The following is a 21076-nucleotide window of genomic DNA, read 5'->3' as shown; positions in this document are numbered from 1 at the left end:
GGTAACCTTGGATTCTTTGAACTCGCTTAGCTGGTTACATTAAGTGCTGCAGGTCTTTTTCAATGCCAGCATCTAGTTGCGCAAGGTAGCTGGCCCTTGCTTTGACTTTGGTGTTAGCAAAGGCTTTAAGGTTGAGTTGCTGCATGTTTTTAGCTACTTCTTTTGCTCGTGACATCACGGAGTCTGGTGCTTGCACTTCATCCAGAAAGCCGGCTTGGCAGGCTTCTTCAGGTGAAAAAAGCTCAGCGTTCATAACGCAACGGTTGAAGTAGGGCGTGGCGAGGCGATGACGAGCCATTTCGATGCCTGCATGGTGCATGGTCATACCGATAGCCACTTCATTTAAGCCAATCCGAAAAGCACCGGTGGCACCAATACGGTAATCTGAGGACAGCAATATAAAGGCACCCTTAGCTATAGCGTGGCCTTCGCAGGCAGCAATAACTGGATAGGGGAAGGCGGCCAAACGTCGTGTCAGTCGAGAACCAACGGCAACGAGGTCAATGGCAGCCTGGGGACTTTTTTGCATTTCCTTGAGATCAAAACCACCGGAAAAAATACCCGCTTGTCCGGCAAGAATGACAATGGCCTTATCTTTTTCAGCTTGATCTAGGGCCGCGTTCAGTTCAGCGAAAACCTCATGGCTGAGGGCATTCACCTTGCCGTTTGTGATGGTCAGGGTGGCAATGCCTTCCTCTAGTTGATAGCTCACCAGCATGTTGTTGTTTCCTGTCATTATAAACTCTATGTAGTTGGCCTGAGATAAATTAAACTTTAAAACGACCCACTTTATCCAGAAGGTTTTGTGATATCTGTGTCAGTTCCTGGCTGGATGATGCCATTTGACTGGATTCAGTAGCTACGTTTGTGGATAGGTCACTAAGCTGAACAACCTGTTGGTTGATGCTTTCTACAGCACTGCTTTGCTCTTCTGAAGCAGAAGCTATCTGCTCATTCATGGCCTGAATCGACTGAATTTCACGTAGGATGTTTTCCAGGGCATGACCGGCTGAGGTGGAGGTGTCGGCAGCAGCTTCTGCCTTGTTAACGCCGGTTTGCATGAGGTTCACAGCCTGGCCAGCAACTTCCTGCAGTTGTTCTACAATGGATTGAATCTGGCTGGTGGAGTCCTGGGTGCGTTGCGAGAGGGTACGTACTTCATCAGCAACCACTGCAAAGCCACGGCCTGCTTCACCGGCACGTGCTGCTTCTATGGCGGCGTTCAGGGCTAAGAGGTTGGTTTGTTCGGCTATGCCGCGAATCACTTCCAGTACGGTATCAACATTGCGGCTGTCATCAGCCAGCTTGTTAATGACTTTTCCGGCCTGATTCATACTTTGAGCCAATTGGCGGGCTTCATCAATGTTACGGTTGATGATTTGCTGACTGGTTTCGGATTCGTCACCTGCCTGGGCAGTGGATTCACTGGCTTGTAGCGTGCGGCTAGTGACCTCTTCAACACTGGCCAGAATCTGCATCATGGCACTGGCTAATTCTTCTGCAGAAGCCTTTTGGGTGGAAAGACTTTGATCCATGGACTCGACAGATGCACGTTGTTGGCGAGAAGCTGTTGCTAGCTGGTGGGCAGTGTCTGCGACACTTTGCATGATTTCCTGGATGGAGCCTATGAAGGTATTAAAGTGGCGGGCCAGAGCAATCAGCTCACGGCTGCCTTCTTCTTTCATGCGCTGGGTCAGGTCGCCTTCGCCACGAGAAAGGCTTTTCATGGCGGCAACGGTTTGATTTAGGGGCTGAGTGATGCTGCGGATAAAGAAGGCCACCAGTATCGAGAGGATCAGCAAAATGATTAAGGCGGTGATCATGGACTGGAGTTCGGAAGCAGCAATATCTTCCTGCAAGGCTTCCATATTCAGGCCTGTTCCCAGAGTCCACTCCCAGGGTGCAAACAAGTCAGCGTAGCTGGTTTTGGGGTCAAGCTGGCTGTCATCATCAGCGTTGGGCCATTGGTAGTCCACAAAACCACCGCCATCTTTGGCTGCATCATAAAGGCTTTGTACGAAATAGTGGCCGGTGGGGTCTTGTAGGCCGGTAATATCTTTGCCGAGTAGGGCAGTAACCGCATTGGCTATGGAGATACCTTCTTTGTCGCCGACGAAGATATAGTTGCCATTGTCAAAGCGCAGGGCAGATACGGCTGCCAAAGCGCGCTCTTTGGCTTCGGCCTCAGTGAGTTCACCCTGTTCACTGAGTTGGTAGTAGTGGTCGATCAGGTTGACTGCACTTTCAACCATAAACACGACACCCTGCCCATAACTGCTGCGAAGGTGGTCGCGGGCTTTCCACGCATCCAGAAGCGTGTTAGCCAGAAGTCCTAAAGCAAATAGCCCCAAAATGATCCATGCCCTTGCAGCAATGGAGATGTTATTCATGTTGCCCTTCATGCTAGTACCTTAAGTTTTGAAGTTATCATTTAATTTTTTTAATTATAGGGTCCGGGTGGCAGCTGCCCGTGAAAGACCTGACGCTGATAAGCTTGTAGGGCTTCCAGTTTTTGCAACAGCCGTGTTCTGTATTCGGGTGTCAGGCTCTGTTGTTCCAGTTCCTCTATCATCTGGCTGAGTTGAATCAGTGCATCTTCTGAAACCGCTTCAGGGGTTGCAGTGCTTGTGCTCTGTTTCTTCAGTGAGCCGCCCTGTTGTTTTAATCGCTTTTGAGCAGCTTTTTTGAAAGTGTTCATGGTCAGGAAGATCCAAAGTTCAATTGGTAAATGTTGATACGGTTGAGTGCACAATCAGGCAAATATACCTTGTTGTTCTTGACTTGAATCAAATAAGGCATCCAAAGTTGCCCTTTGTTTGGGTCAGCTCCAAAGCCGCTGAAGCTATCAACAAACTCACCAGCGCAGGTGAAGATCTTGATAGCGCGATTGACTAGGTCAGAGATAATCAAGTGTCTTTGTTCATAGGCAATACTGGTAGGCAGTAAGAAGCGGTCTCCCTCTGTTGCATAGCCCGCTTCGCCAAAGCTTCGAATCCATTTGCCCTGGTGATCAAACACTTGAATACGATGGTTGAATTGGTCAGTTACATAACACTGGCCTTCAGGGTCCACGCACAGGTCTGAAGGGGTATGAAACTCGCCATCACCATCACCGGGTTGACCAAACACTTCCACCAGACCAGCAATGCCACTCAGAGTTAAACGCCAGCGGGCAATTCGGTTATTGCCAGAGTCGGCTATCAGTATATCCTGATTGGTTGGATCTATGGCTAAGCCTTGGGGTCTATCCAATTGCCAAGGCAGAGAACCCTTGGACCCAAACACCCGATAGGGGACCAAATCGTCAAAAACCGGATGATATTGATAGATAGTAACCAAGCTGGTCAGATAGTTACATACAACTAATAGGGGAACTTCAGGAGCCAGCTGCCCAGCCAAGCGGCGTTTGGTTTTGAGCGAGACGATGCCCAGGGAGCCGGGTAAAAGAGGACGGCTGGTGGGTCGAATACTGTCTGGGATGGGCTGATTAGTCGTTTGCAGCTGATAATTGCCAGAGTCCACGATCCAGAGTCGATCCTTGGGGTTCTCAATGCCTTGGCCCAGCAGTAAGCGCCACCAGCTATCTTGCCAGCGGCTAATCCATTCGTTTTGCCAGTTTAAAGTCAGATAAAGCCAGGAACGTAAAGCAGGTGTTGGCCAGCCACTGGTCAGGCTTTCAAAGTTTTCCTGTTTTTTATCCAACCAGGTTTTGAAAGGTGGCTGGTAGTGGCTAGTTTCAGAAGTGGTTTGGTAATCCAGACCGCCTGCCGCTGAGGCTACAAAGTGGAATTGACCGGGTTGGTCACGGTCATCGCCCACGCTGGTTAGGACACGTGTAAAGCGGCTGGCATCTCCCTCCAGGCTATGCAGGTCGATTTGATGAAGCTGGAAGCTGGCCAGCAGCGGTTCGGTAATCAACAGGCAGTCAGGGTCTGGTGCTTCGGTGATTTGGATAGGAGCAAAGAAACCGCGTAGGCGTCCTTGCTTTTTACCCTGAAGGTCATAGATGGCTATGGCATTGGCTTCGCCGCCGGGAATGAGCAGGCGGGATTGAATGCAAGCGACATCCCGGGTTAACTCCAGACCTTCAATATAGGTCTTGTTGTTTTCAGGAAAGGGGACCGCTTGGCCTTGCCAATCACAGCGCACCAGGGTGTTAAAGCCGGTATTGGCAATATAGATGTTGCCTTGATCATCCAGGGTTAAGCCTTGTGGCCAAAGTAACTGAACAGGGTCTTTATCGGCTTGTGGGTAGTGAATTTGGTGGATGTCATTTAGATGCTGGCCTTCATCAGTACAAATAACCAGGCGGCTTTCACCATCAGTACCCTCATAAAACTCATCAGCAATACACAGCTTGCCTTGGTGGTAAACAATTCCATTAGGTCCGGTAAGCGGAAGTGGGAAGTCATCACCAAAGGTTTTGATCAGCCGGATTTGAAGATTGTTGGTGTATTCAAGAAGTTGAATACGCTTGTTGGCCATGTCAGTGACATAAATCCAGGGCTTTTCAGGGTGGGCCAGCAACCGAAAGGGCATGTTGAATTCACCGGGCCGGTTTCCCAGCTCGCCATAACTGGCTAGCAGCTGTTCCAGCTCGCGGTCAAAAATCAGTAGGCGGTTATGTGCGGTATCGGCTAGCCAAACATGCTTGAAGTGGTCAACACAGGAGCCTACAGGGGTATTGAGAGAAAGCTGGCCTTGGGCAGGCGCGGGAAGAGGCGGTAGAGGGGCAAGTGTTTTTCCTAAATGGGTTAGATATGAAATCACTTGTCTCTCCTGATGAGTATCAATTTAACTTAAAGCATCAGAGGCAAGCATATACCCTAGAGATTAATAATTGATGGCAGCAGATCACATATTAACAAAAAAGTACCAAAGGCAAAGGTTTGTTGCACTGCAGCAGGGCTTATATCAGGCCCTGCTGCAGTAACATCTTAAGCTTTGCTGGGGTCCTTAAGCAGGTAGCGAGCAAAGGCGGGCAGCAACCACAGGGCACCGACCATATTCCAGAGGAACATGAAGGTGAGCAGGATACCCATATCCGCCTGGAACTTGATGGGTGAGAAGACCCAGGTGCCGACACCGATGGCCAGCGTCAAGCCAGTGAAACTAACCGCTTTACCCGTGGATCTCAGGGTGTGGTAGTAGGCATCCTGAAGGTTTTCACCTTCACGCAGGTACTGGCGCAAGCGTGAGTAGATGTAGATACCATAGTCGACACCAATACCGACCCCCAGAGCGATAACCGGCAGGGTTGCTACCTTGACCCCGATACCCAATTGCGCCATCAGTGCCTGACAGAGAATGGAGGTCAGAGCCAAGGGAGCAACAATACACACTACGGCTCGCCAGGAGCGGAAGGTAATCAACACCAGGGAAGCTACTACAGCGTAAACAAAGATCAGCATGAAGGTTTGCGCACGGGCAATTTCTTCATTGGTGGCCGCTTCGATACCGGCGCTACCGGCTGCCAGCAGGAACTGAGCATGCTCGGAGTTGTTTTCAGCAGCAAAGGCTTCCACTTCACGCGTCACCCTGACCAGAGTATCGGCCTTGTGATCTTCCAGATAGAGAATCACGGGTAGCAGGTCACAGCGGTTGTTAACCATGCCAGCAGGCAGATTGCTCATCGCCTGGTTGAGAATGAACTGGTTGCGTGACAGGGCTTCCCACTTCAGGTTGCCTTCATTGAAACCTGCAATAACCCGTTTGGTGACATAGGCCGGGGACATACTGCCCTGAACGCCATCAAGATTACGCATTTGCCATTCCAGACGGTCTACTGCTTCCAAAGCTTCATAGGCAACACAGCCCTGTTCGGGGGTTTCCACCATGACTACCAGGACATCGGCACTGGTCGCATAGTTGCGGGTCACATAGGCATTATCCAGGTTGTAGCGGGAATCTGGGCGCAGCTCAGGTGCCCCTTCATCCAGGTCACCGATCTGTAGGTTAGCGCTTCCTATTATCCCGGCAACACCCAGCAGTACCGCAGCCAGGAGTGACCAGGGCGCTACTTTGGCATGGGTGAAAAAGGACAGCTTGTGCCAGACAGGAGAAACTTCCTGACGTTTGCGCTCAGCACGGATGACGCTGGTTTTGCCCACACCCAGATAGGACATTACCAGGGGCAACAGAATCAGATTGGTCAGAATGATCACTGCAACACCCAGTGCAGCAGCAATGGCCAGTTCCTGAATGACCTGGATATCAATGAACAAGAGGGTGGTAAAGCCTATGGCATCTGAAACCAGAGCCAGAATCCCGGCCACATAGAGGCTGCGGAAAGCCAAGCGGGCTGCGGTAATGCGGTCATGGCCGTGGGAAGCTTCTATGGCTGTGGCATTGATGACCTGCACGCCATGAGAAACAGCTATGGCAAAAACGAGGAAGGGCACCAGCATGGAATAGGGATCCAGGCCATAACCCATGAGTTTTAACAGACCTAGCTGCCAAATAACCGCAACGACTGAGCAAGCCAGGGGAATAATCGAACTTTTAAAGCAACGTGAATAAAGAAACAAGAGAACAAAAGTGATTGCCAGCGCAACCAAGAAGAAGAAAGCAACCTGGGTGGCGCCATCAATCAAATCACCAACCAGTTTGGCAAAACCGATGATTTTGATATCAAAGTTCTCATCACTGAACTGCTCACGAATATCTTCCAGGGCATGAGAAAAGGCTTGGTAATCAAGGGGCTCCCCATCAACCTGTTCAACCAGAGGAGCCAGGACTATGGTTGAGCGAAAGTTGTTGGCAATAAGAATACCGACCTGACCGGACTTGAGAACATTTTCACGCAGAACCTCCAGGCTGGCAGGAGAGCCGTCGTAGGTATCTGGAATAACAGTTCCACCTTCAAAACCCTCTTCAGTAACCTGAGTCCAGCGTACGGCTGGGTCCCAGAGAGAGCGAACAGCGGCCTGGTCGACACCGGGCAGGAAGCGGACTTCATCATAAACCTTCTGCAGGCGCTGCATATAATCGGCGGTAAAGATGTCTTCGTCCTCATCCTTGACGCTGACCACAATACGTACCGCATTGCCCAGCCCCTGAAGATCGTCCTGCCGCTCCATAAAGTTTTCAATATAGGGGTGGGATAAGGGAATGAGCTTTTCAAAACTGGCTTCAGGCTGAACCTTGATCGCCTGGGAGCCAAGAAAAACGGTCATAATCAGGAAGAAAATCAACCATAGTGGACGAAAATTGAAAAACAAATTTTCAATCCAGGGAGCCTGAGAATTGGGTTTGTTGAGGCTAGTGTTCTTGTTCATGAAAGGCTTCCTTTAACGGCTGGCAGCTGGCAAAAGTAAAGGCAGTCGATGCACGCCACCCCGACCTACAGCAAAGATTTCACCTTGCTGACTGGCAACGGCTTGCAGAGAAAAACGACCTGGCAGGGTTTGGTGAACCAAACGATCGCTATTACCAATTAGGTACTCACCATTCTGGCCGATAATCAATAACTGACCATCCTCCATCAGCAGGCCACCATTCAGGGTCTGTTCGGCTTGGTTATCCGGCTGCATCCAGGTTTCGCCACCATCGCGACTAATAAAAATATTGCCGCGCAGGCCGGTGGTCACCAACAGGCCATCTCGGGTTGCAAAAATGCTAAACAAAGAGCCCTGATAACCAGGAGAAATATCTTCCCAGCTTAACCCTTGGTCTTCGGAGCGGTAGATGCTGCCTCGCTCACCGGCAATAAATAAGCGTCCTGTGGCATCTCTGGCGATGGCATTGTTGTGGAGTTCTTCAGGATTGGGCAGGGCTTCTTTGCGGGAAGTCCAGGTCTCGCCACCATCTTCTGTTACCAGAAAAAGATTATAGCCACCCAGTGCAAACCCCTGTTCAGATGAGATGAAGTGGATATCCAGCAAAGGGGGAACTTCATCGGCTTCAGCCAGAAAATAAAGGTCATCCAGCTCCATTTCCAGCATTTCAATATCCATCAGATCACCGACTTCTTCGGCTTCTTCCAAAGCAGCTTCAGCATCAGGAATCTTTTCTTGAGCGCGTCTTGGACCGACTACTAACTCATGATGGACCAATTCCCAGCTTTCACCCGCATCTTCAGAGCGCAAAATGATCCCCTCATGGCCTACAGCAAAGCCTAGCTGTGGAGTTGGAAAGTCCACGGCCGTTAGATGGGCAATCACCGGCACCTGGGCCTGTTGCCATTGCTGATCAGGATCTCGAAAAATAATATGACCTCTTTCCCCGACAGCAACGAGGCGATCACCCGCTGAGGTAATGTCCAATAACAAGGACTGAGTAACCTTGTCAGACATGAGTGCTGGGCGAAGTAAGGTGTCACTGGCCTGGGTATTTGAAGCAATCAAAACCCCAGACAGGAAAAAAGCGACTAAACTGGTTAGTGAAAATCGATGGGTCAGCCACATGGAGTTGCTCCTTTATTATAGTGCTGAAGCTAGTGACTAACTCTAGCACTAAACCGGGCGTTCAGACAAACGCTCGTTTAAAAATTGTTGTTATTGGGAGGTGCACGATGAATGCAGAAAATTCTTTGGCAGATCTGGCCTGCGAAGCCTGCCGCGCTGATGCACCCAAGATTGAAGGGCAAGCGCTGCAAGAGCAATTGAAACGCTTGCCTGCTTGGTCCCTGGTAGAAATTGATGGAGTGAAGCGCCTGGAACGGGTCTACACTTTCCCCGACTTTTCTGCAGCCCTGGACTTTACCGTCAAGATTGGAGAGCTGGCCGAAGATGCCAACCATCACCCTCAGATATTGACGGAATGGGGAAAAGTGACCGTTCATTGGTGGACACATAAAATCAAAGGACTGCACAGGAATGACTTCATCCTGGCAGCCCGTTGTGATGGTGTTTACTAACCAAAGCGGCCGCTAACAAAGGGGTTGCTGCGCTTTTCCTCGCCAAAATTGGACATGGGGCCGTGGCCGGGGATAAAGCGCACTTCATCACCCAAAGGCAAAAGCTTTTCTTTAATGGCAGTGATCAAGGCTTGGTGGTCACTCTTGGGAAAGTCAGTCCGACCAATAGAACCGGCAAAAATCACATCGCCTACCTGGGCAATCTGGTTTTCTTCATCAAAAAAGACAACATGACCGGGCGTATGGCCAGGGCAGTGCAGGACCTGAAATTCTGATTGACCCAGGCTGACACGATCACCGTCTTCCAACCACTGGTCTGGAGTCACGGGCTTGGCTTCAGGGAAAGCAAACATCCGGCTTTGCTCACCCAGACCATCCAACCAAAACTGATCTTCTTTTTGCGGGCCGATAATGGGCACGCCTGTTCTGGCTTTCAGATCAGTCACACCCCCAGCATGATCAATATGACCGTGAGTGAGTAATAGCTTGGTGAGCTTGAGACCATGTTTTTCAACAGCCTCCAGCAGACGATCAACTTCACCACCGGCATCTATAATGGCGGCTTCTTGCGTTTGATCGCACCAAACCAAAGTAGCATTTTGTGCAAAGGGTGTAACAGGAATGATTTCGTACTTCAGCATGAAGAACTCCACTGATTGGCTCTTTATAGTGGCAAAGGATAACATGCGACAGTCAAGAGCACAGTGAAGAGATCATGAGCCTGTTAACCAATATCTTTCCAGAACAACTCACCCACCTGACTTCTTGGCTGCTTATTTTGGCAGCAGGAGCAACTTCCGCAGTCACCGCTGCGCTGGGCGTGGGTGGGGGTGTGCTTCTACTCGCCATCATGGCTTTGGCGGTTCCACCGGCTGCCATTATTCCCCTGCATGGCATGGTACAGCTGGGCTCTAATGCCAATCGTGCACTTATGACCTGGCGACACCTGGATTGGAAACTCCTGGCTGCTTTTACCCCTGGCGCTGTTTTGGGAGCCTGGCTGGCCAGCCTTTTCCTGGTACAACTACCAACGCAGCTGCTGCAACTCTGTATTGCCGGCTTTATTCTTTTTCTCTGCTGGGGTCCCAAGGTGCCTCCCCTCGCTTTGGGCCGTTTGGGGAGCTTTGTAGCTGCTGGCATTACCACGTTTATCAGTATGTTTGTGGGAGCAACAGGCCCACTGGTTGCAGCCTTCGTCAAACAACAGCATCAAGGCGATCGTTTTCGAATAGTGGCTAATTTTGCAGCCTTGATGAGTGTTCAGCACCTGCCCAAAGCCGTGGTCTTTGGTGCAGCGGGTTTTGTATTTGTAGACTGGCTGGGGCTCTTGTTGCTGATGATCCTGGCTGGCGCTTTGGGCACCTGGGTGGGGCTAAAACTCCTGGCCCGCCAAAGTAACGATAACTTTGGGCGCTGGTTCAATATCCTGCTGACTTTATTAGCTTTGCGTTTGATTTGGCAGGCGCTGGTTTGATGCTGAGCCTGAAGGGGTTATAAGCGCTGGTGTCAGGTATTAATGCTCAGGACGCGTAAATACGTCCCTGTAAGCTCTGACTGCAACTTCCTGTTGCAGACAGCCTGAGCATTTAATACCTGACTGCGCTTGTCACTTAGTAGGCCTGAAGTGTTGATTAGTTTATTTGACTCAGTGAACGTGGATCTTGCCGCCATAGCCAAAGGCTGAGCCCCAGGGTGATCAGTAAAATTAACAGAGAACCCAGAATCACGCCGGGCCAGTGTAGGGCTTTCCAGAAGGGGTCCAGGTAGAAGCCGCCTGTGCTGGCACCCAGGTAGTAGAAAACCAGGTAGAGGCTGTTGGCACTGGCGCGGGCGTGGGTCGCTTGGCGACTGACCCAACTGGAAGCATTGGAATGGCAGAAGAAAAACCCAAAGCTATTGATTAACAAGCCAGTCAAAATCGCCCAAAGAGATGGAATCAACATTAATAGACTGCCGAGCATCAGGATAATAACACCCAGAGCCATGCACAGGGGTTGTGCCAGGTAAGCTGCAACCCGGCCAGAGATGGAAGCCGCCAGAGTGCCACTGAGATAGGTAATAAATAACATGCCCAGTAGGCTAGAACCTAGTCTCCAGGGGTCATCGGCCAGTAGGTAGGTTACATAGCTGAAGAGGTTGATAAAAATAAAGAAATTCAACCCGCCAAGTAGATAAACGCTGATCAGTAAAGGGTTGCGCAGGTGGCTGCCCAGATCCTTAAGCATACCTGGCAAACTGATCTGCTTGGGTTTAAAGTGACAAGATGCAGGTAAAGCCCACCAGAAGATTAGCAAACAGAGCAAAGACAAAGCGGCAGCAAAAAGAAAGCTGGCTTGCCAGCCAAAGGCATCGGCCATAAAGCCTGAGAAGAGTCGGCCCCCGATGCCACCCAGGGTATTGCCACTAATGTAAATGCCAACAGCGACAGCCAGGGCTTTTTTGCTGAATTCATCTCCCATATAGGCTATGGCAATAGCAGGCAGACCACCCAATAAAAATCCTTGTAGAGCACGCAGGATAACCAGAAAGGTGTAGTTAGGCGAACAAGCCAGGGCAAAGGTTGTTAAGACCACACCCAGCATGGTGATCAACATGATGCCACGACGGCCTAAGGCATCCGATAAAGGGCCGTAGATTAAGAGTGAAATACCCAGCATCAAGGTTGCAACAGCCAGAGAGGCATTGGCTTGAAGAGTAGAAATACCGAAGGCTTGTTGAAACTCTGGAAGAAGAGGTTGGGTGACATAAAGATTGCTGAAGATCATAAAAGACCCACAGCAAAGTGCCAGGGTTGCTCGCCAGAAAGCGGGTGTTTTCTCTTCGATCATAACTGCTGGCAAATCCTTGCAATTGAACGAAATGCCACTTTACTGGTCGCAGATAAATAAGCAAAATATATTCATTGAATTTCAAAAATAAGGCTGATTTATGGATATTCGTCCCCTACGTTACCTAGTTGCCGTTGCTGATTTGGGTAGTTTTACCCTGGCTGCTGAACGCCTTGGGGTTGCTCAGCCAGCGGTTAGCATGTCGATACGTAATATGGAAAAGCAGTTGGGTTTGTCGCTGCTGGATCGAGGTGAGAAGCGCGTCAAACCAACAGCTGAAGGGGCCATTCTTCTAGAACATGCTCGCCGGATTCTGGATGAAACCGAAGCTGCTGAGCTGGCTCTGAATGAAGCCCGTGGCCTGACGAAGGGAGAGGTGCGTATTGGTATTCCCAGCATGCTGGGTTCCTATTATTTTCCACCCATTCTGATGGCCTTCAAACATCGCCATCAGAATCTTAATTTGGCCGTTTTTGAAGATGGCACCCGTAGCATCCAGAAGAAAATACGTGAAGGTACTCTGGATGTTGGGGTGATCGTTGCTGACCGCGTGCCTAATGATCTGGAAGCGGTATCTTTCCTGCGTGAAGAAATGGTGGTTTGTGTGCCTCAGGATCACCCCTTTGCCGAGCAGGAATTTGTAACCTATGAAGAATTTCTACAGGAAGAGCTGGTGCTGTTTAAAGAAGGTTATTTTCACCGGGAATTCATTGATCGTATTTGTGAGAAATCAGGCATGGAACCTCGGGTAGCCTTTGAATCCAATCTGATTCCTTTAACTAAATCCATTGTTCGTCAGGGGTTTGGGATCACTGTCTTTTTGAAGCTGGTCTTGAAAGATGAACCGGATTTGGTGGCTGTACCCTTTAAAGAACCCGTCTTTTTGGATATGTCGATTGCCTGGAAAAAAGGGGCCTATCAATCCATTGCCGACCGTGCTTTTGTCGACTTCCTGCTGGAACATGCTGAAGTGGCAGCGGACTAGCAAGCAGTCACTTTGGCATTGAAGGGCTAGTTTTCAGGCGATAAAAATTGTCGTTTTACCGACAAGGTTACTTTTGAGTCAGTAATCGCGGCATCCACCAGAGGTAAACAATCATTCCCAGTAGTTCAATCAGTGACTGCAAAACCACGACCAGGGCAACCAGTTCCCAACCAGCAGGCAAAGCCAGGGCTAGCGGCAGTACCACAAAAGAGTTGCGGGTGCCAAAGCTGAAAGCCAGGGTGCGACCCTGGGCTTGAGGTAAACGAAGCAAGTTAGTGAGCGCCTTGGCCAGCAAGGGAGCCAGAAGTAGAAAAGCAATAAATACAGGGACCAGGTGGGGTAGAAGTTGGATCACTTCCAACACCTCACTGGCCTGGATGCTGGCTACCAGGAAAATGACGCCGGCCAGCAGAGGAACCGGGCCCCAGCCCAGATGTTCACGCCAAACCAGGCGTTGAGGCTGCTTTTCCATCCAGCGTTCGGTTATAGCTGCCAGTAGCAGAGGTAGCAAGATTACCAAGAGTGCTGGAAGCAACTGCTGCCCCAGCCCTGATAATGACTGATCAAGATCGCCCAGCAACCAGATATAAACGGGAAGTAGCAGCAGCTGTAACAGCAAGAGGATGGGAGCCAGCGCCAAGGCATGGGCGCTACTGCCCTTGCCGAGTTGGGTAAAGGTGATGAACCAGTCGGTGCAAGGCATTAGCAAAACCAGCAGCACACCTAGCCGCAATATCGGATTATCCGGCAGCCACTGAATCAGTAACCAGACCAGTAGCGGTAGCAGTAGAAAATTGCCCAACAAGGCGGCAAGCATGAAGCGTCGGTCGTGGAAGGCAGCACGCAGATGTAGGAGAGGCACCTGCACAAAGGTGGTATAAAGCAGCAGGATCAGTGCAGGCCATAGTAGGGGTTCAGCAAGGTGACTTAGTGCGGGTTGTTGCTGACCCAGCAGGAGGCCACAGCCGATGGCGGTCAGATAAATCCAGACTTGGTGGCGTTCCAGTGAAATACGCTGCATGAAAAAACCGAAGAGATTAAATCCAGCAGCCAAGATAGCAGAAAACCGCACCCGTAAGGGTGCGGGACAGTAAAAGAATATAAATTAGGCCACTTGCGATGCCTGTTTCGTACCCTGCCAACGATTAGCTTGGCGAAGGTGTTGAGCCAGGGGGTCATCCCAGCTTTGTTGGTGTTCATCCTGCCAGCTACAGAGCTGCATATGCAGTTCCAGTGGGTCAAGATTTTCACCCAGTTCCAGTTGGTGTTGATAATGAGTGAGCAGGGAAATCAGCTGCTGGTGTTGGCTGCGATGCGCATCGTAAGCATGAAAGCTGGTTGCCAGCATAAAGCGCTCTTCCTGATCAAAATGATCACGCACATTTATTAGCAGGTTGTTGAGTAGACAGGGCAGGGCAGATTTAGACACCAGCGGAAGCGCACCCAGCAAAGCGGTGAACAGGTGGTGGGCTCTGTCCATGGCTGGCAGGTCATAGTGTTGCAGTCTAAGTGTTGGGGTAATGTCAGGCATGGTTTGCGACCTCTTGTAAAACAGCTTCCAGGCAGTCCTCGTGGTTGATATCGAGTACCTCAAACCCCTGGCGTTGCAAAAACTTGGCCTCTTTGGCCGTGGGCTCCTGAATATACGCCCATCCTGCCGGATTTCCTGCCCCATAAACAATGTCATTAATCAACATTCTGGGTGTATCCCTGTCTAATTGCAGCTCGATTAAAAGACATTGATAAACTTTTGGAAGAGTTTGAGTGGTAACGGAGCTTTTTAAATTATAAAACTCTAGCTAGGCTAAGAAGTGATTCGCTGTTAGGAGGCCTCATGTCTTTTTTAACCTTTTCCCGCTGGACGCTACCGACTCTGGTGGCCGTTGTTTTTTTGGTTCTGGCGAGTCAGGCCAAGGCTACAGAGTTTCAAGTTGAACGTTTACAGGAAAACCTGGACCAGCCTTGGGCTCTGGCTTTTTTACCCGCTTCTGAAAACTTTGCGCTCTTGATCACTGAGCGCCCCGGTCGTTTACTCTACCTGAACCCGGCTGATGGAAATCCTCACTCACTTGAAGGTCTGCCAGAAGTGGCTGTCAGAGGGCAGGGAGGACTCTTGGATGTCGCCGTACACCCTGAATTTGATCAAGGTGAAAACTGGGTGTATTTGACCTTTGCTGCTGCCAATCCTGAGGGTCGAGGTTATGCCACTCACCTGGGACGAGCACGCCTTAACCTGGACGAGCAGCGCCTGGATGACTGGGAACTTCTTTATGAAGCCACGCCCTACTCTTCAGGTAATGGTCACTTTGGTTCCCGCTTGGCTTTTGATGACCGGGGTTACCTCTATATGACCCTTGGCGATCGTCGTGAAAGAGACTCCGCTCAAGATTTGATGTCCAATTGGGGCAAGACCTTAAGATTCCATGCTGATGGCAGTATTCCTACTGATAATCCCTTTGTTGATGACAACCAGGCCTTGGATGCCATCTACACCTATGGACATCGTAATGCGCAGGGGATGGCCTGGGATCAACAAAGAGAGTTTTTGTGGCAAAACGAACACGGTCAGCAAAATGGTGATGAAATCAATATCATCAACCACCCAGGTGGTAACTATGGTTGGCCTCGTGCCACCTATGGTACTGAATATCGTACAGGACGGACGATAGGTGCCTTACCTCCGGATGATGAAGGCACCATCAATCCGGTTTACTACTGGCTGAAAGGCCATTATGGTGATTCAGGCCGCGAAGGTTTTCCACCTTCAGGGTTAGCTATTTACTATGGTGATGAATTTCCCCAGTGGGAAGGCCAACTCCTGATGGGTAATCTGCGCCATCGCTATCTGGGACGCTTTGAGGTGGAAGCGGATAAACCCATTCGCGAACACGAAATGCTGATGGATCTGGGCTATCGTATTCGTGATGTAAGAGTTCATCCAGAAAGTGGCCAGATTTATGTGCTAGTCGATGACAGCTCAGCGCCACTACTCAGGCTGGTGGCTCCTTAAAGTTTGTTTTAACCAAGAGGTTTGCTTGTACTCAAGCCTCTCGGCTCGATAGCTGCTTTTCTTTTTGCAGCTTCGCCAGCCGCCAGATAGTGAAGATGTTGGTCACCACGATCAGGCCTTCGGCCAGGCTGCCGCCAAAGGAGCCGATTAGCAGGTTGTTGAGCAGCCAGCAGAAAGCGGCCATACCCAGAAGAATACGCAGGGGGATACCGCGTAGCATAAACATGCCGAAGGTGCCCAGGGTGGCCGCTGTTAGGGGCAGGATATCGATCCAGTGTTGCCAGGTTAGGGCAGCTGCCAGGAAGTTAGCCAGTAGTAACCCACTCATTAGGGCCAGATTGCCCGGATAGCGTCTGGCTAAAAGTATTCTGATAATGACCAGCAGGGTCAGGACAGCAGCTGTCCAGCTTTGAAAAAAGATAAATTGCAGGGCAAAGGCAATATTGGCGGAAATCAACAGAACCAGTAGGCGGTCATCCTGTTTGCTGGCAAATCCAGCCAAGCAAAATCCCAGTGCAACGAGCCCTGCCAGCTGGCCAGCAACCCAGGTGAGGGTCATTAAAAGGGTCCACTGCTGACACGATTACGGCCCGCTTCCTTGGCAAGATAGAGAGCCTGATCGGCGCGCTGTAGCAAGCTGGCCCGGGTATCTCCTGGTTGATACTGGGCAACACCAAAGCTGGCTGTTTGGCTCACCGGAAGAGTGAAGAGGTGGCTGGCGAGTTGGCTGCGTAGCTTTTCTGCCAGCAGCAGGGCTTGGGCCTGATCCAGTTGTGGGCAGATAATGATAAACTCTTCACCGCCCCAGCGCCCTGCAAAATCCTGCGGCCGAATATGATCCTGAAAAAGCTGGGCAACCTCTTGTAGAACCTGATCACCGATTAGGTGGCCGTGGTAATCATTGATATCCTTGAAGTAGTCCAGATCAATCAAAATGATCGCCAAATCGGTTTTTTCGACGTCCAGCCGCAAGAATTCCTGTCCCAGAATTTTATCGATTTGCAGACGATTGTGCAGACCTGTCAGCGGGTCGGTTGCCGCTAATTGGCTGATTTCTTGCAAAGCTTGATTCAGTTCTTGTGTTTTTTCACTGACTAGGCGCTGGAGTAGCTGGTTATTTTCTTCCAGCTCCTTGATCGGGTAGGACTCACCCTCACCATGATCATTGGTGGGTAGGGAAAGGTGCAGGTGGTAGAGCAGCCAGTTCTGTTTTTTGTTAAGCAGCACACAAGAGCAGCGAATACTGTTTAGTTTCAGCTCCTGGTCAAGAATGCGCGTTTTGATATTCAGTTCACAGGTGACCAGACCCAGATGATCACTGGGTTGGTCTACGAGCAGTTGGGTGAGTTCATAGTGAACAGGATTGGGTGCCTGCTCAATATCACGGCTGGCAACCTTTTTGGCATCGGCTAGAGAAAAGATGCGTTCATCCAGACCTGTGCCATAGCCTTTGATGGCTGGATGAAGCAGCTTAAGGGAAGCCTCAAGATCCCTTTCGATAAAGTAGAGGTCAAGATAACGGATAAAAGCTTGACCCACTTCAGATAGGTGACTGTTATCTTTCAAGAGGGTACTCTCCCGGAAGCCAGCAAGGGGTTTTAGTCTTCTGTTTCTAACTCCATCCAGCGTTCCATTTTGGCATCCAGTTTCCGCTGGATTTCTTCTGCCTGCTGCAAAGTGGCTGCAATTTGATCTGGGCTGCCTTGATAAAAGGCTGGGTCACCAATCTGGCCCTGTACTTTAGCCAGTTGGGTTTCCAGTTGTTCGATTTCTCCTGGCAGAAGGTCCAATTCTCTTTGTAGCTTATAGCTGAGTTTTTTGGTTTTTTTAGCCGCTTCTGGTTTGGTTGGCGGTACAGGTTCACTGGTCCCTTGATTGCTTGTTGGTTCAGCTGCAGAGGTATCCAACGCTGGAAAACGTCCGCCCTGGCGAATCCAGTCCTGATAACCCCCAACGTACTCACGGACCAGGCCTTCACCTTCAAAGGCAAGAATGCCGGTAACCACGCTATCCAGAAAGGCCCGGTCGTGACTGACCAGCAGAAGGGTTCCTTCATAGTTGAGTAGCAATTCTTCAAGGAGTTCCAAGGTCTCCAGGTCCAGATCGTTGGTTGGCTCATCCATGACCAGCAGATTGGCTGGCTGGGCAAAGAGTTTGGCTAACAGTAAGCGATTCTGTTCGCCGCCGGAAAGCGCACTGACGGGCTGGCGCGCCCGCTCGGGAGTAAAGAGAAAATCCTGAAGGTAGCCAATAACATGCTTGTCACGGCCATTGATGGTGACACTGGTGCGCCCTTCAGCAAGGTTATCAAGAACACTTTTAGAAGGATCTAGCTTGCCACGCAATTGGTCAAAGTAGGCAACTTCGAGTTTAGTACCATGTTTGATCTTGCCTTCTTGCGGCTCCAGATCACCAAGGATGAGCTTTAACAGGGTGGTTTTTCCAGCACCATTGCGGCCAAGAATACCAATTTTGTCACCACGTTGAATACTGGTGGTCAGGTTTTTGATGACGGGCTTGTTGTCGAAGCTATAGCTAACATGGGTCAGCTCTGCAACCAGCTTGCCTGACTTGTCAGCCGCTTCCAGTTGGATGTCTGCTTTTCCTTGGCGCTGCAAACGCTCTGAGCGTTGTTTGCGAAGCTCTTTAAGGGCTCGTACCCGTCCCTCATTGCGGGTACGACGTGCTTTAATGCCTTGGCGTATCCAAACCTCTTCCTGGGCCAGCTTCTTGTCAAAAGCGGCTTGATGGCGAGCTTCAACTTCCAGTTGGTGCGCTTTGAATTCCAAGAAGTCTTGGTAACGGCCCTCCCAACTGATGATTTCACCCAGATCTAGTTCTAGCATGCGTGTCGCAAGATTTTGCATAAAAGTACGATCGTGGGTAATTAGCAGCACTGCGCCGGGGAAGCTTTTTATCTGTTCTTCCAACCACTGGATGGTTTCTATGTCCAGATGGTTGGTGGGTTCATCAAGGAGGAGGAGGTCAGGTTCACTAACCAAAGCCTGGGCCAGAGCAACACGTCGGCGCCAACCTCCGGAAAGCTCCGCCATCCTAGTTTCACCGTTAAGGTGAAGCCGCTTGAGCAGCTGTTCAACTCGCTGACTGAGTGCCCAGCCATTACAGGCATCCAACTCATGATGGAGTTCATCCATACGATTCAGATCAACCTGATCAGGAGGCAGGTGAGTAATGTGATGGAACTCTTCAAGAAGGCGACCAGCTTCTGCCAGGCCCTCGGCAACCACTTCAAAGACACCGCGATCATCAGCAGCGGGGAGTACTTGGGGTAAGGTGGCAATTTTTAAACCCGGCTTGCGCCACAGGCTGCCGCCATCCGGCTGGATATCACCGGCAACCAGTTTAAGTAGGGACGATTTGCCAGCGCCATTGCGGCCCAGCAGGGCCATACGTTCACCTTCTTCAATAATGAGCGTGGCATCATTTAATAGCGGCGTCTGGCTATAAGCCAGGTGAAGATTTTCAAAACGAATTAGAGTCATTGTGCTTTAGGAAGTCCTGCACGGTCACGAACGCGATTTTCAACCAGTTCGGCCAGCATTTTGGGTTGGAATTTGGATAAGAAATCATCACAGCCAACCTTTTGTACCATGGCCTTGTTGAAGTTACCGGACATGGAGGTATGTAGGACGACAAACAGGTCTTTCAAGCGCTTGTCTTCCCTGATTTCAGTTGTCAGGCTGTAGCCGTCCATTTCCGGCATTTCTGCATCGGTGATGACCATAAGCAGTTTTTCTGAAACGGGTTGACCACTTTCTTCGCTGGCATCAGCCCAGTCTTTTAAGATCGTCAGGCCTTTTTTACCATTGGTTGCTGTGTGCAAAATGATACCCAGAGGCTCAAGCGTTTGGCGGACCTGAGAAATGGCTGTGGGTGAATCGTCGACCATAAGAATTTCCATATCCTTGGCGGCTTCGACAATTTCTTCTTCCAGTTGGGAAGGATCCAGAGCAACACTGTAGGGGTTGATCTCAGCCAGTACCTTTTCAACATCAATGATTTCAATAATCTTGTCATCAAGGCGGGTAATGGCAGTCAAGTAATGCTGGCGGCCACTGGTACGTGGAGGCGGCATGATGTCTTCCCAGTTGAGGTTGACGATCCGGTCAACGCTACCCACTAGAAAAGCCTGAACTGTGGAGTTGTATTCAGTAACGATGAGATTGCTGTTTTCAGTAGGCTCGAGGGCGGGCATACCTATGGCCTGGGCCAGATTAATTACCGAAACGGCCTGGCCACGCAGATGAGCGACACCCACAACATGAGGATGATGGCCGGGCAGGCTATTCATTTTGGGCAGACGCAGGACTTCCTGTACTTTGAATACATTGATAGCAAACAACTGGTTGCTGTGCAGCCTGAACATCAAAAGTTCAAGACGGTTCTGTCCAACCAGACGCGTTCTGGAGTCTACACTGTCTAACACCCCGGCCATGGGTCTTTCCTCTTGCGATTGAAGTAACACTTTTATCAGTTTAATTTTCTGACATACTAGAGAAAAATTGATAGCTTGACTACTCAGGTTGAATATTTGCATGGCCTTATTACCCTTTTCTGAACCCCTTCGCCCCCTCGTCGACATAGGTGTCAATCTAACCGATAAAGCTTTTGCCAAGGATTTGCCCGAGGTTCTTGAAAAAGCAAGGCTAGCTGGAGTCACGGGTATGCTGCTCACCGGTACTGATGTCCAGACCAGTGAAGCTGCCCTGCAGTTGGTTGAAGAAGACCCCTTGAGCCTGCGTTCTACCGCAGGTGTCCACCCCCATCAGGCTTCCTGCTGGAATGATGAAGTGGGCGCTCATATCCGGGCTCTGCTCAAAAGTCCGAACGTTGCTGCTGTTGGTGAAACGGGCTTGGATTTCAATCGCAATTTCTCTACCCCGGAAGAACAGAAAAAAGCCTTTGAAGCGCAGCTGGAATTGGCAGCAGAGACAGGCAAACCGCTTTTTATCCATGAAAGGGATGCCGGAGAAACCCTACTGGATATCCTCAAAAGCTGGCGGGATGATCTGGCGGGCGGCGTTGTGCATTGTTTTACCGGAGAGCGTAAAAGCCTGTTTGGCTACCTGGATTTGGATCTTTATGTGGGCTTTACCGGTTGGATCTGTGATGAAAGGCGGGGTACGCACCTTTGGCCGCTACTCCCTTCTATCCCCGAACAACGTTTATTGATAGAAACCGATGCCCCCTGGCTACTGCCACGCACTCTTAAACCCAAGCCTAAAAAAGGACGCAATGAGCCAGCCTATTTGCCTTGGGTGCTCGCCAAACTGGCTGAGATACGTCAGCAAGCCCCGGCGCAGCTTGCACTGCAAACCAGTCGCAATGCGCAAACCCTGTTCAATTTGCCTGACAGCTTTTTAATGGAAACCTGA

The 21076-nt window shown here is 50.3% G+C and carries 20 protein-coding genes; 5 read left to right on the top strand and 15 right to left on the bottom strand.

Going from position 1 to position 21076, the window contains the following annotated elements; all coding sequences use genetic code 11:
• Positions 1-34 precede the first annotated feature (34 nt).
• The 6 genes from BM185_RS07430 to BM185_RS07405 form a co-directional block, all read right to left on the bottom strand.
• Positions 35-736: a crotonase/enoyl-CoA hydratase family protein gene (locus BM185_RS07430; protein WP_091961527.1), complete on the bottom strand. Its 702-nt coding sequence runs from the start codon at positions 734-736 to the stop codon at positions 35-37.
• A 31-nt stretch (positions 737-767) separates the two neighbouring features.
• Positions 768-2390 (bottom strand): methyl-accepting chemotaxis protein, encoded by a 1623-nt coding sequence (locus BM185_RS07425; RefSeq protein WP_218149415.1) that lies wholly within the window; start codon positions 2388-2390, stop codon positions 768-770.
• A 50-nt stretch (positions 2391-2440) separates the two neighbouring features.
• Entirely contained in the window at positions 2441-2698 is a 258-nt protein-coding gene (locus BM185_RS07420; RefSeq protein ID WP_091961520.1) for a hypothetical protein, read from the bottom strand.
• A gap of 2 nt (positions 2699-2700) precedes the next feature.
• Positions 2701-4770, bottom strand: coding sequence for an NHL repeat-containing protein (locus BM185_RS07415; RefSeq protein ID WP_091961517.1), 2070 nt, complete (start codon positions 4768-4770; stop codon positions 2701-2703).
• 167 nt (positions 4771-4937) lie between these two features.
• Positions 4938-7277 carry an efflux RND transporter permease subunit gene (locus BM185_RS07410; RefSeq protein ID WP_091961514.1) on the bottom strand — a complete coding sequence of 780 codons (2340 nt, stop codon included), beginning with the start codon at positions 7275-7277 and terminating at the stop codon, positions 4938-4940.
• A gap of 12 nt (positions 7278-7289) precedes the next feature.
• The gene (locus BM185_RS07405) at positions 7290-8405 is read right to left on the bottom strand and encodes a WD40/YVTN/BNR-like repeat-containing protein (protein WP_091961511.1); all 1116 of its coding nucleotides are present in this window, start codon (positions 8403-8405) and stop codon (positions 7290-7292) included.
• Positions 8406-8512: 107 nt separating this feature from the next.
• On the opposite strand from BM185_RS07405, the gene BM185_RS07400 reads away from it, so the two are divergent.
• A complete protein-coding gene (locus tag BM185_RS07400; protein ID WP_091961508.1) occupies positions 8513-8857 on the top strand; it encodes a 4a-hydroxytetrahydrobiopterin dehydratase in 345 nt (114 codons plus the stop codon).
• Here the strand turns inward: BM185_RS07400 and BM185_RS07395 are convergent.
• Positions 8854-9498, bottom strand: coding sequence for an MBL fold metallo-hydrolase (locus BM185_RS07395; protein ID WP_091961505.1), 645 nt, complete (start codon positions 9496-9498; stop codon positions 8854-8856). The two genes, BM185_RS07400 and BM185_RS07395, sit on opposite strands and share 4 nt — an antisense overlap.
• 74 nt (positions 9499-9572) lie before the next feature.
• On the opposite strand from BM185_RS07395, the gene BM185_RS07390 reads away from it, so the two are divergent.
• Entirely contained in the window at positions 9573-10331 is a 759-nt protein-coding gene (locus BM185_RS07390) for a sulfite exporter TauE/SafE family protein (RefSeq protein WP_091961502.1), read from the top strand.
• A 157-nt stretch (positions 10332-10488) separates the two neighbouring features.
• On the opposite strand, the gene BM185_RS07385 is transcribed toward BM185_RS07390, so the two are convergent.
• A complete protein-coding gene (locus BM185_RS07385) occupies positions 10489-11685 on the bottom strand; it encodes an MFS transporter (RefSeq protein ID WP_091961500.1) in 1197 nt (398 codons plus the stop codon).
• Positions 11686-11785: 100 nt separating this feature from the next.
• On the opposite strand from BM185_RS07385, the gene BM185_RS07380 reads away from it, so the two are divergent.
• Positions 11786-12670: a LysR family transcriptional regulator gene (locus tag BM185_RS07380; protein WP_091961497.1), complete on the top strand. Its 885-nt coding sequence runs from the start codon at positions 11786-11788 to the stop codon at positions 12668-12670.
• A gap of 67 nt (positions 12671-12737) precedes the next feature.
• Here the strand turns inward: BM185_RS07380 and BM185_RS07375 are convergent, their stop codons facing one another.
• The 3 genes from BM185_RS07375 to BM185_RS14660 all read right to left on the bottom strand — a co-directional run bounded on the left by BM185_RS07375 (position 12738) and on the right by BM185_RS14660 (position 14367).
• Positions 12738-13691: a bile acid:sodium symporter gene (locus BM185_RS07375; protein ID WP_091961495.1), complete on the bottom strand. Its 954-nt coding sequence runs from the start codon at positions 13689-13691 to the stop codon at positions 12738-12740.
• A gap of 84 nt (positions 13692-13775) precedes the next feature.
• Positions 13776-14201, bottom strand: a complete 426-nt coding sequence (locus BM185_RS07370) for a bacteriohemerythrin (RefSeq protein ID WP_091961493.1) — start codon at positions 14199-14201, stop codon at positions 13776-13778.
• Positions 14194-14367, bottom strand: coding sequence for a hypothetical protein (locus BM185_RS14660; RefSeq protein WP_177203506.1), 174 nt, complete (start codon positions 14365-14367; stop codon positions 14194-14196). Before BM185_RS14660 ends, BM185_RS07370 begins: the two co-directional genes overlap by 8 nt.
• A gap of 137 nt (positions 14368-14504) precedes the next feature.
• Here BM185_RS14660 and BM185_RS07365 point away from each other — a divergent pair, with 137 nt between their 5' ends.
• Entirely contained in the window at positions 14505-15680 is a 1176-nt protein-coding gene (locus tag BM185_RS07365) for a PQQ-dependent sugar dehydrogenase (RefSeq protein WP_091961490.1), read from the top strand.
• Positions 15681-15711: 31 nt separating this feature from the next.
• Here BM185_RS07365 and BM185_RS07360 read toward each other — a convergent pair whose 3' ends face one another.
• From BM185_RS07360 to BM185_RS07345, 4 genes are read right to left on the bottom strand one after another with little or no spacing between them, the layout of a single operon-like run.
• Positions 15712-16239: a YgjV family protein gene (locus BM185_RS07360; RefSeq protein WP_091961487.1), complete on the bottom strand. Its 528-nt coding sequence runs from the start codon at positions 16237-16239 to the stop codon at positions 15712-15714.
• On the bottom strand, positions 16239-17246 hold the full coding sequence (locus BM185_RS07355; RefSeq protein ID WP_091961485.1) for a diguanylate cyclase: 1008 nt from the start codon (positions 17244-17246) through the stop codon (positions 16239-16241). The genes BM185_RS07360 and BM185_RS07355 overlap by 1 nt, the downstream gene beginning before the upstream one ends.
• 32 nt (positions 17247-17278) lie before the next feature.
• Positions 17279-19183, bottom strand: coding sequence for an ATP-binding cassette domain-containing protein (locus tag BM185_RS07350; protein WP_091961482.1), 1905 nt, complete (start codon positions 19181-19183; stop codon positions 17279-17281).
• On the bottom strand, positions 19180-20136 hold the full coding sequence (locus tag BM185_RS07345) for a chemotaxis protein (protein WP_091962712.1): 957 nt from the start codon (positions 20134-20136) through the stop codon (positions 19180-19182). The genes BM185_RS07350 and BM185_RS07345 overlap by 4 nt, the downstream gene beginning before the upstream one ends.
• 100 nt (positions 20137-20236) lie before the next feature.
• Here BM185_RS07345 and BM185_RS07340 point away from each other — a divergent pair, with 100 nt between their 5' ends.
• On the top strand, positions 20237-21076 hold the full coding sequence (locus tag BM185_RS07340) for a TatD family hydrolase (protein ID WP_091961480.1): 840 nt from the start codon (positions 20237-20239) through the stop codon (positions 21074-21076).

Origin of the sequence: Marinospirillum celere (assembly GCF_900112235.1) — a bacterium.
GTDB lineage: Bacteria > Pseudomonadota > Gammaproteobacteria > Pseudomonadales > Halomonadaceae > Marinospirillum > Marinospirillum celere.
Note: the sequence above shows the minus strand (reverse complement) of the source record. Positions and strands in the feature narration are given on the sequence as shown.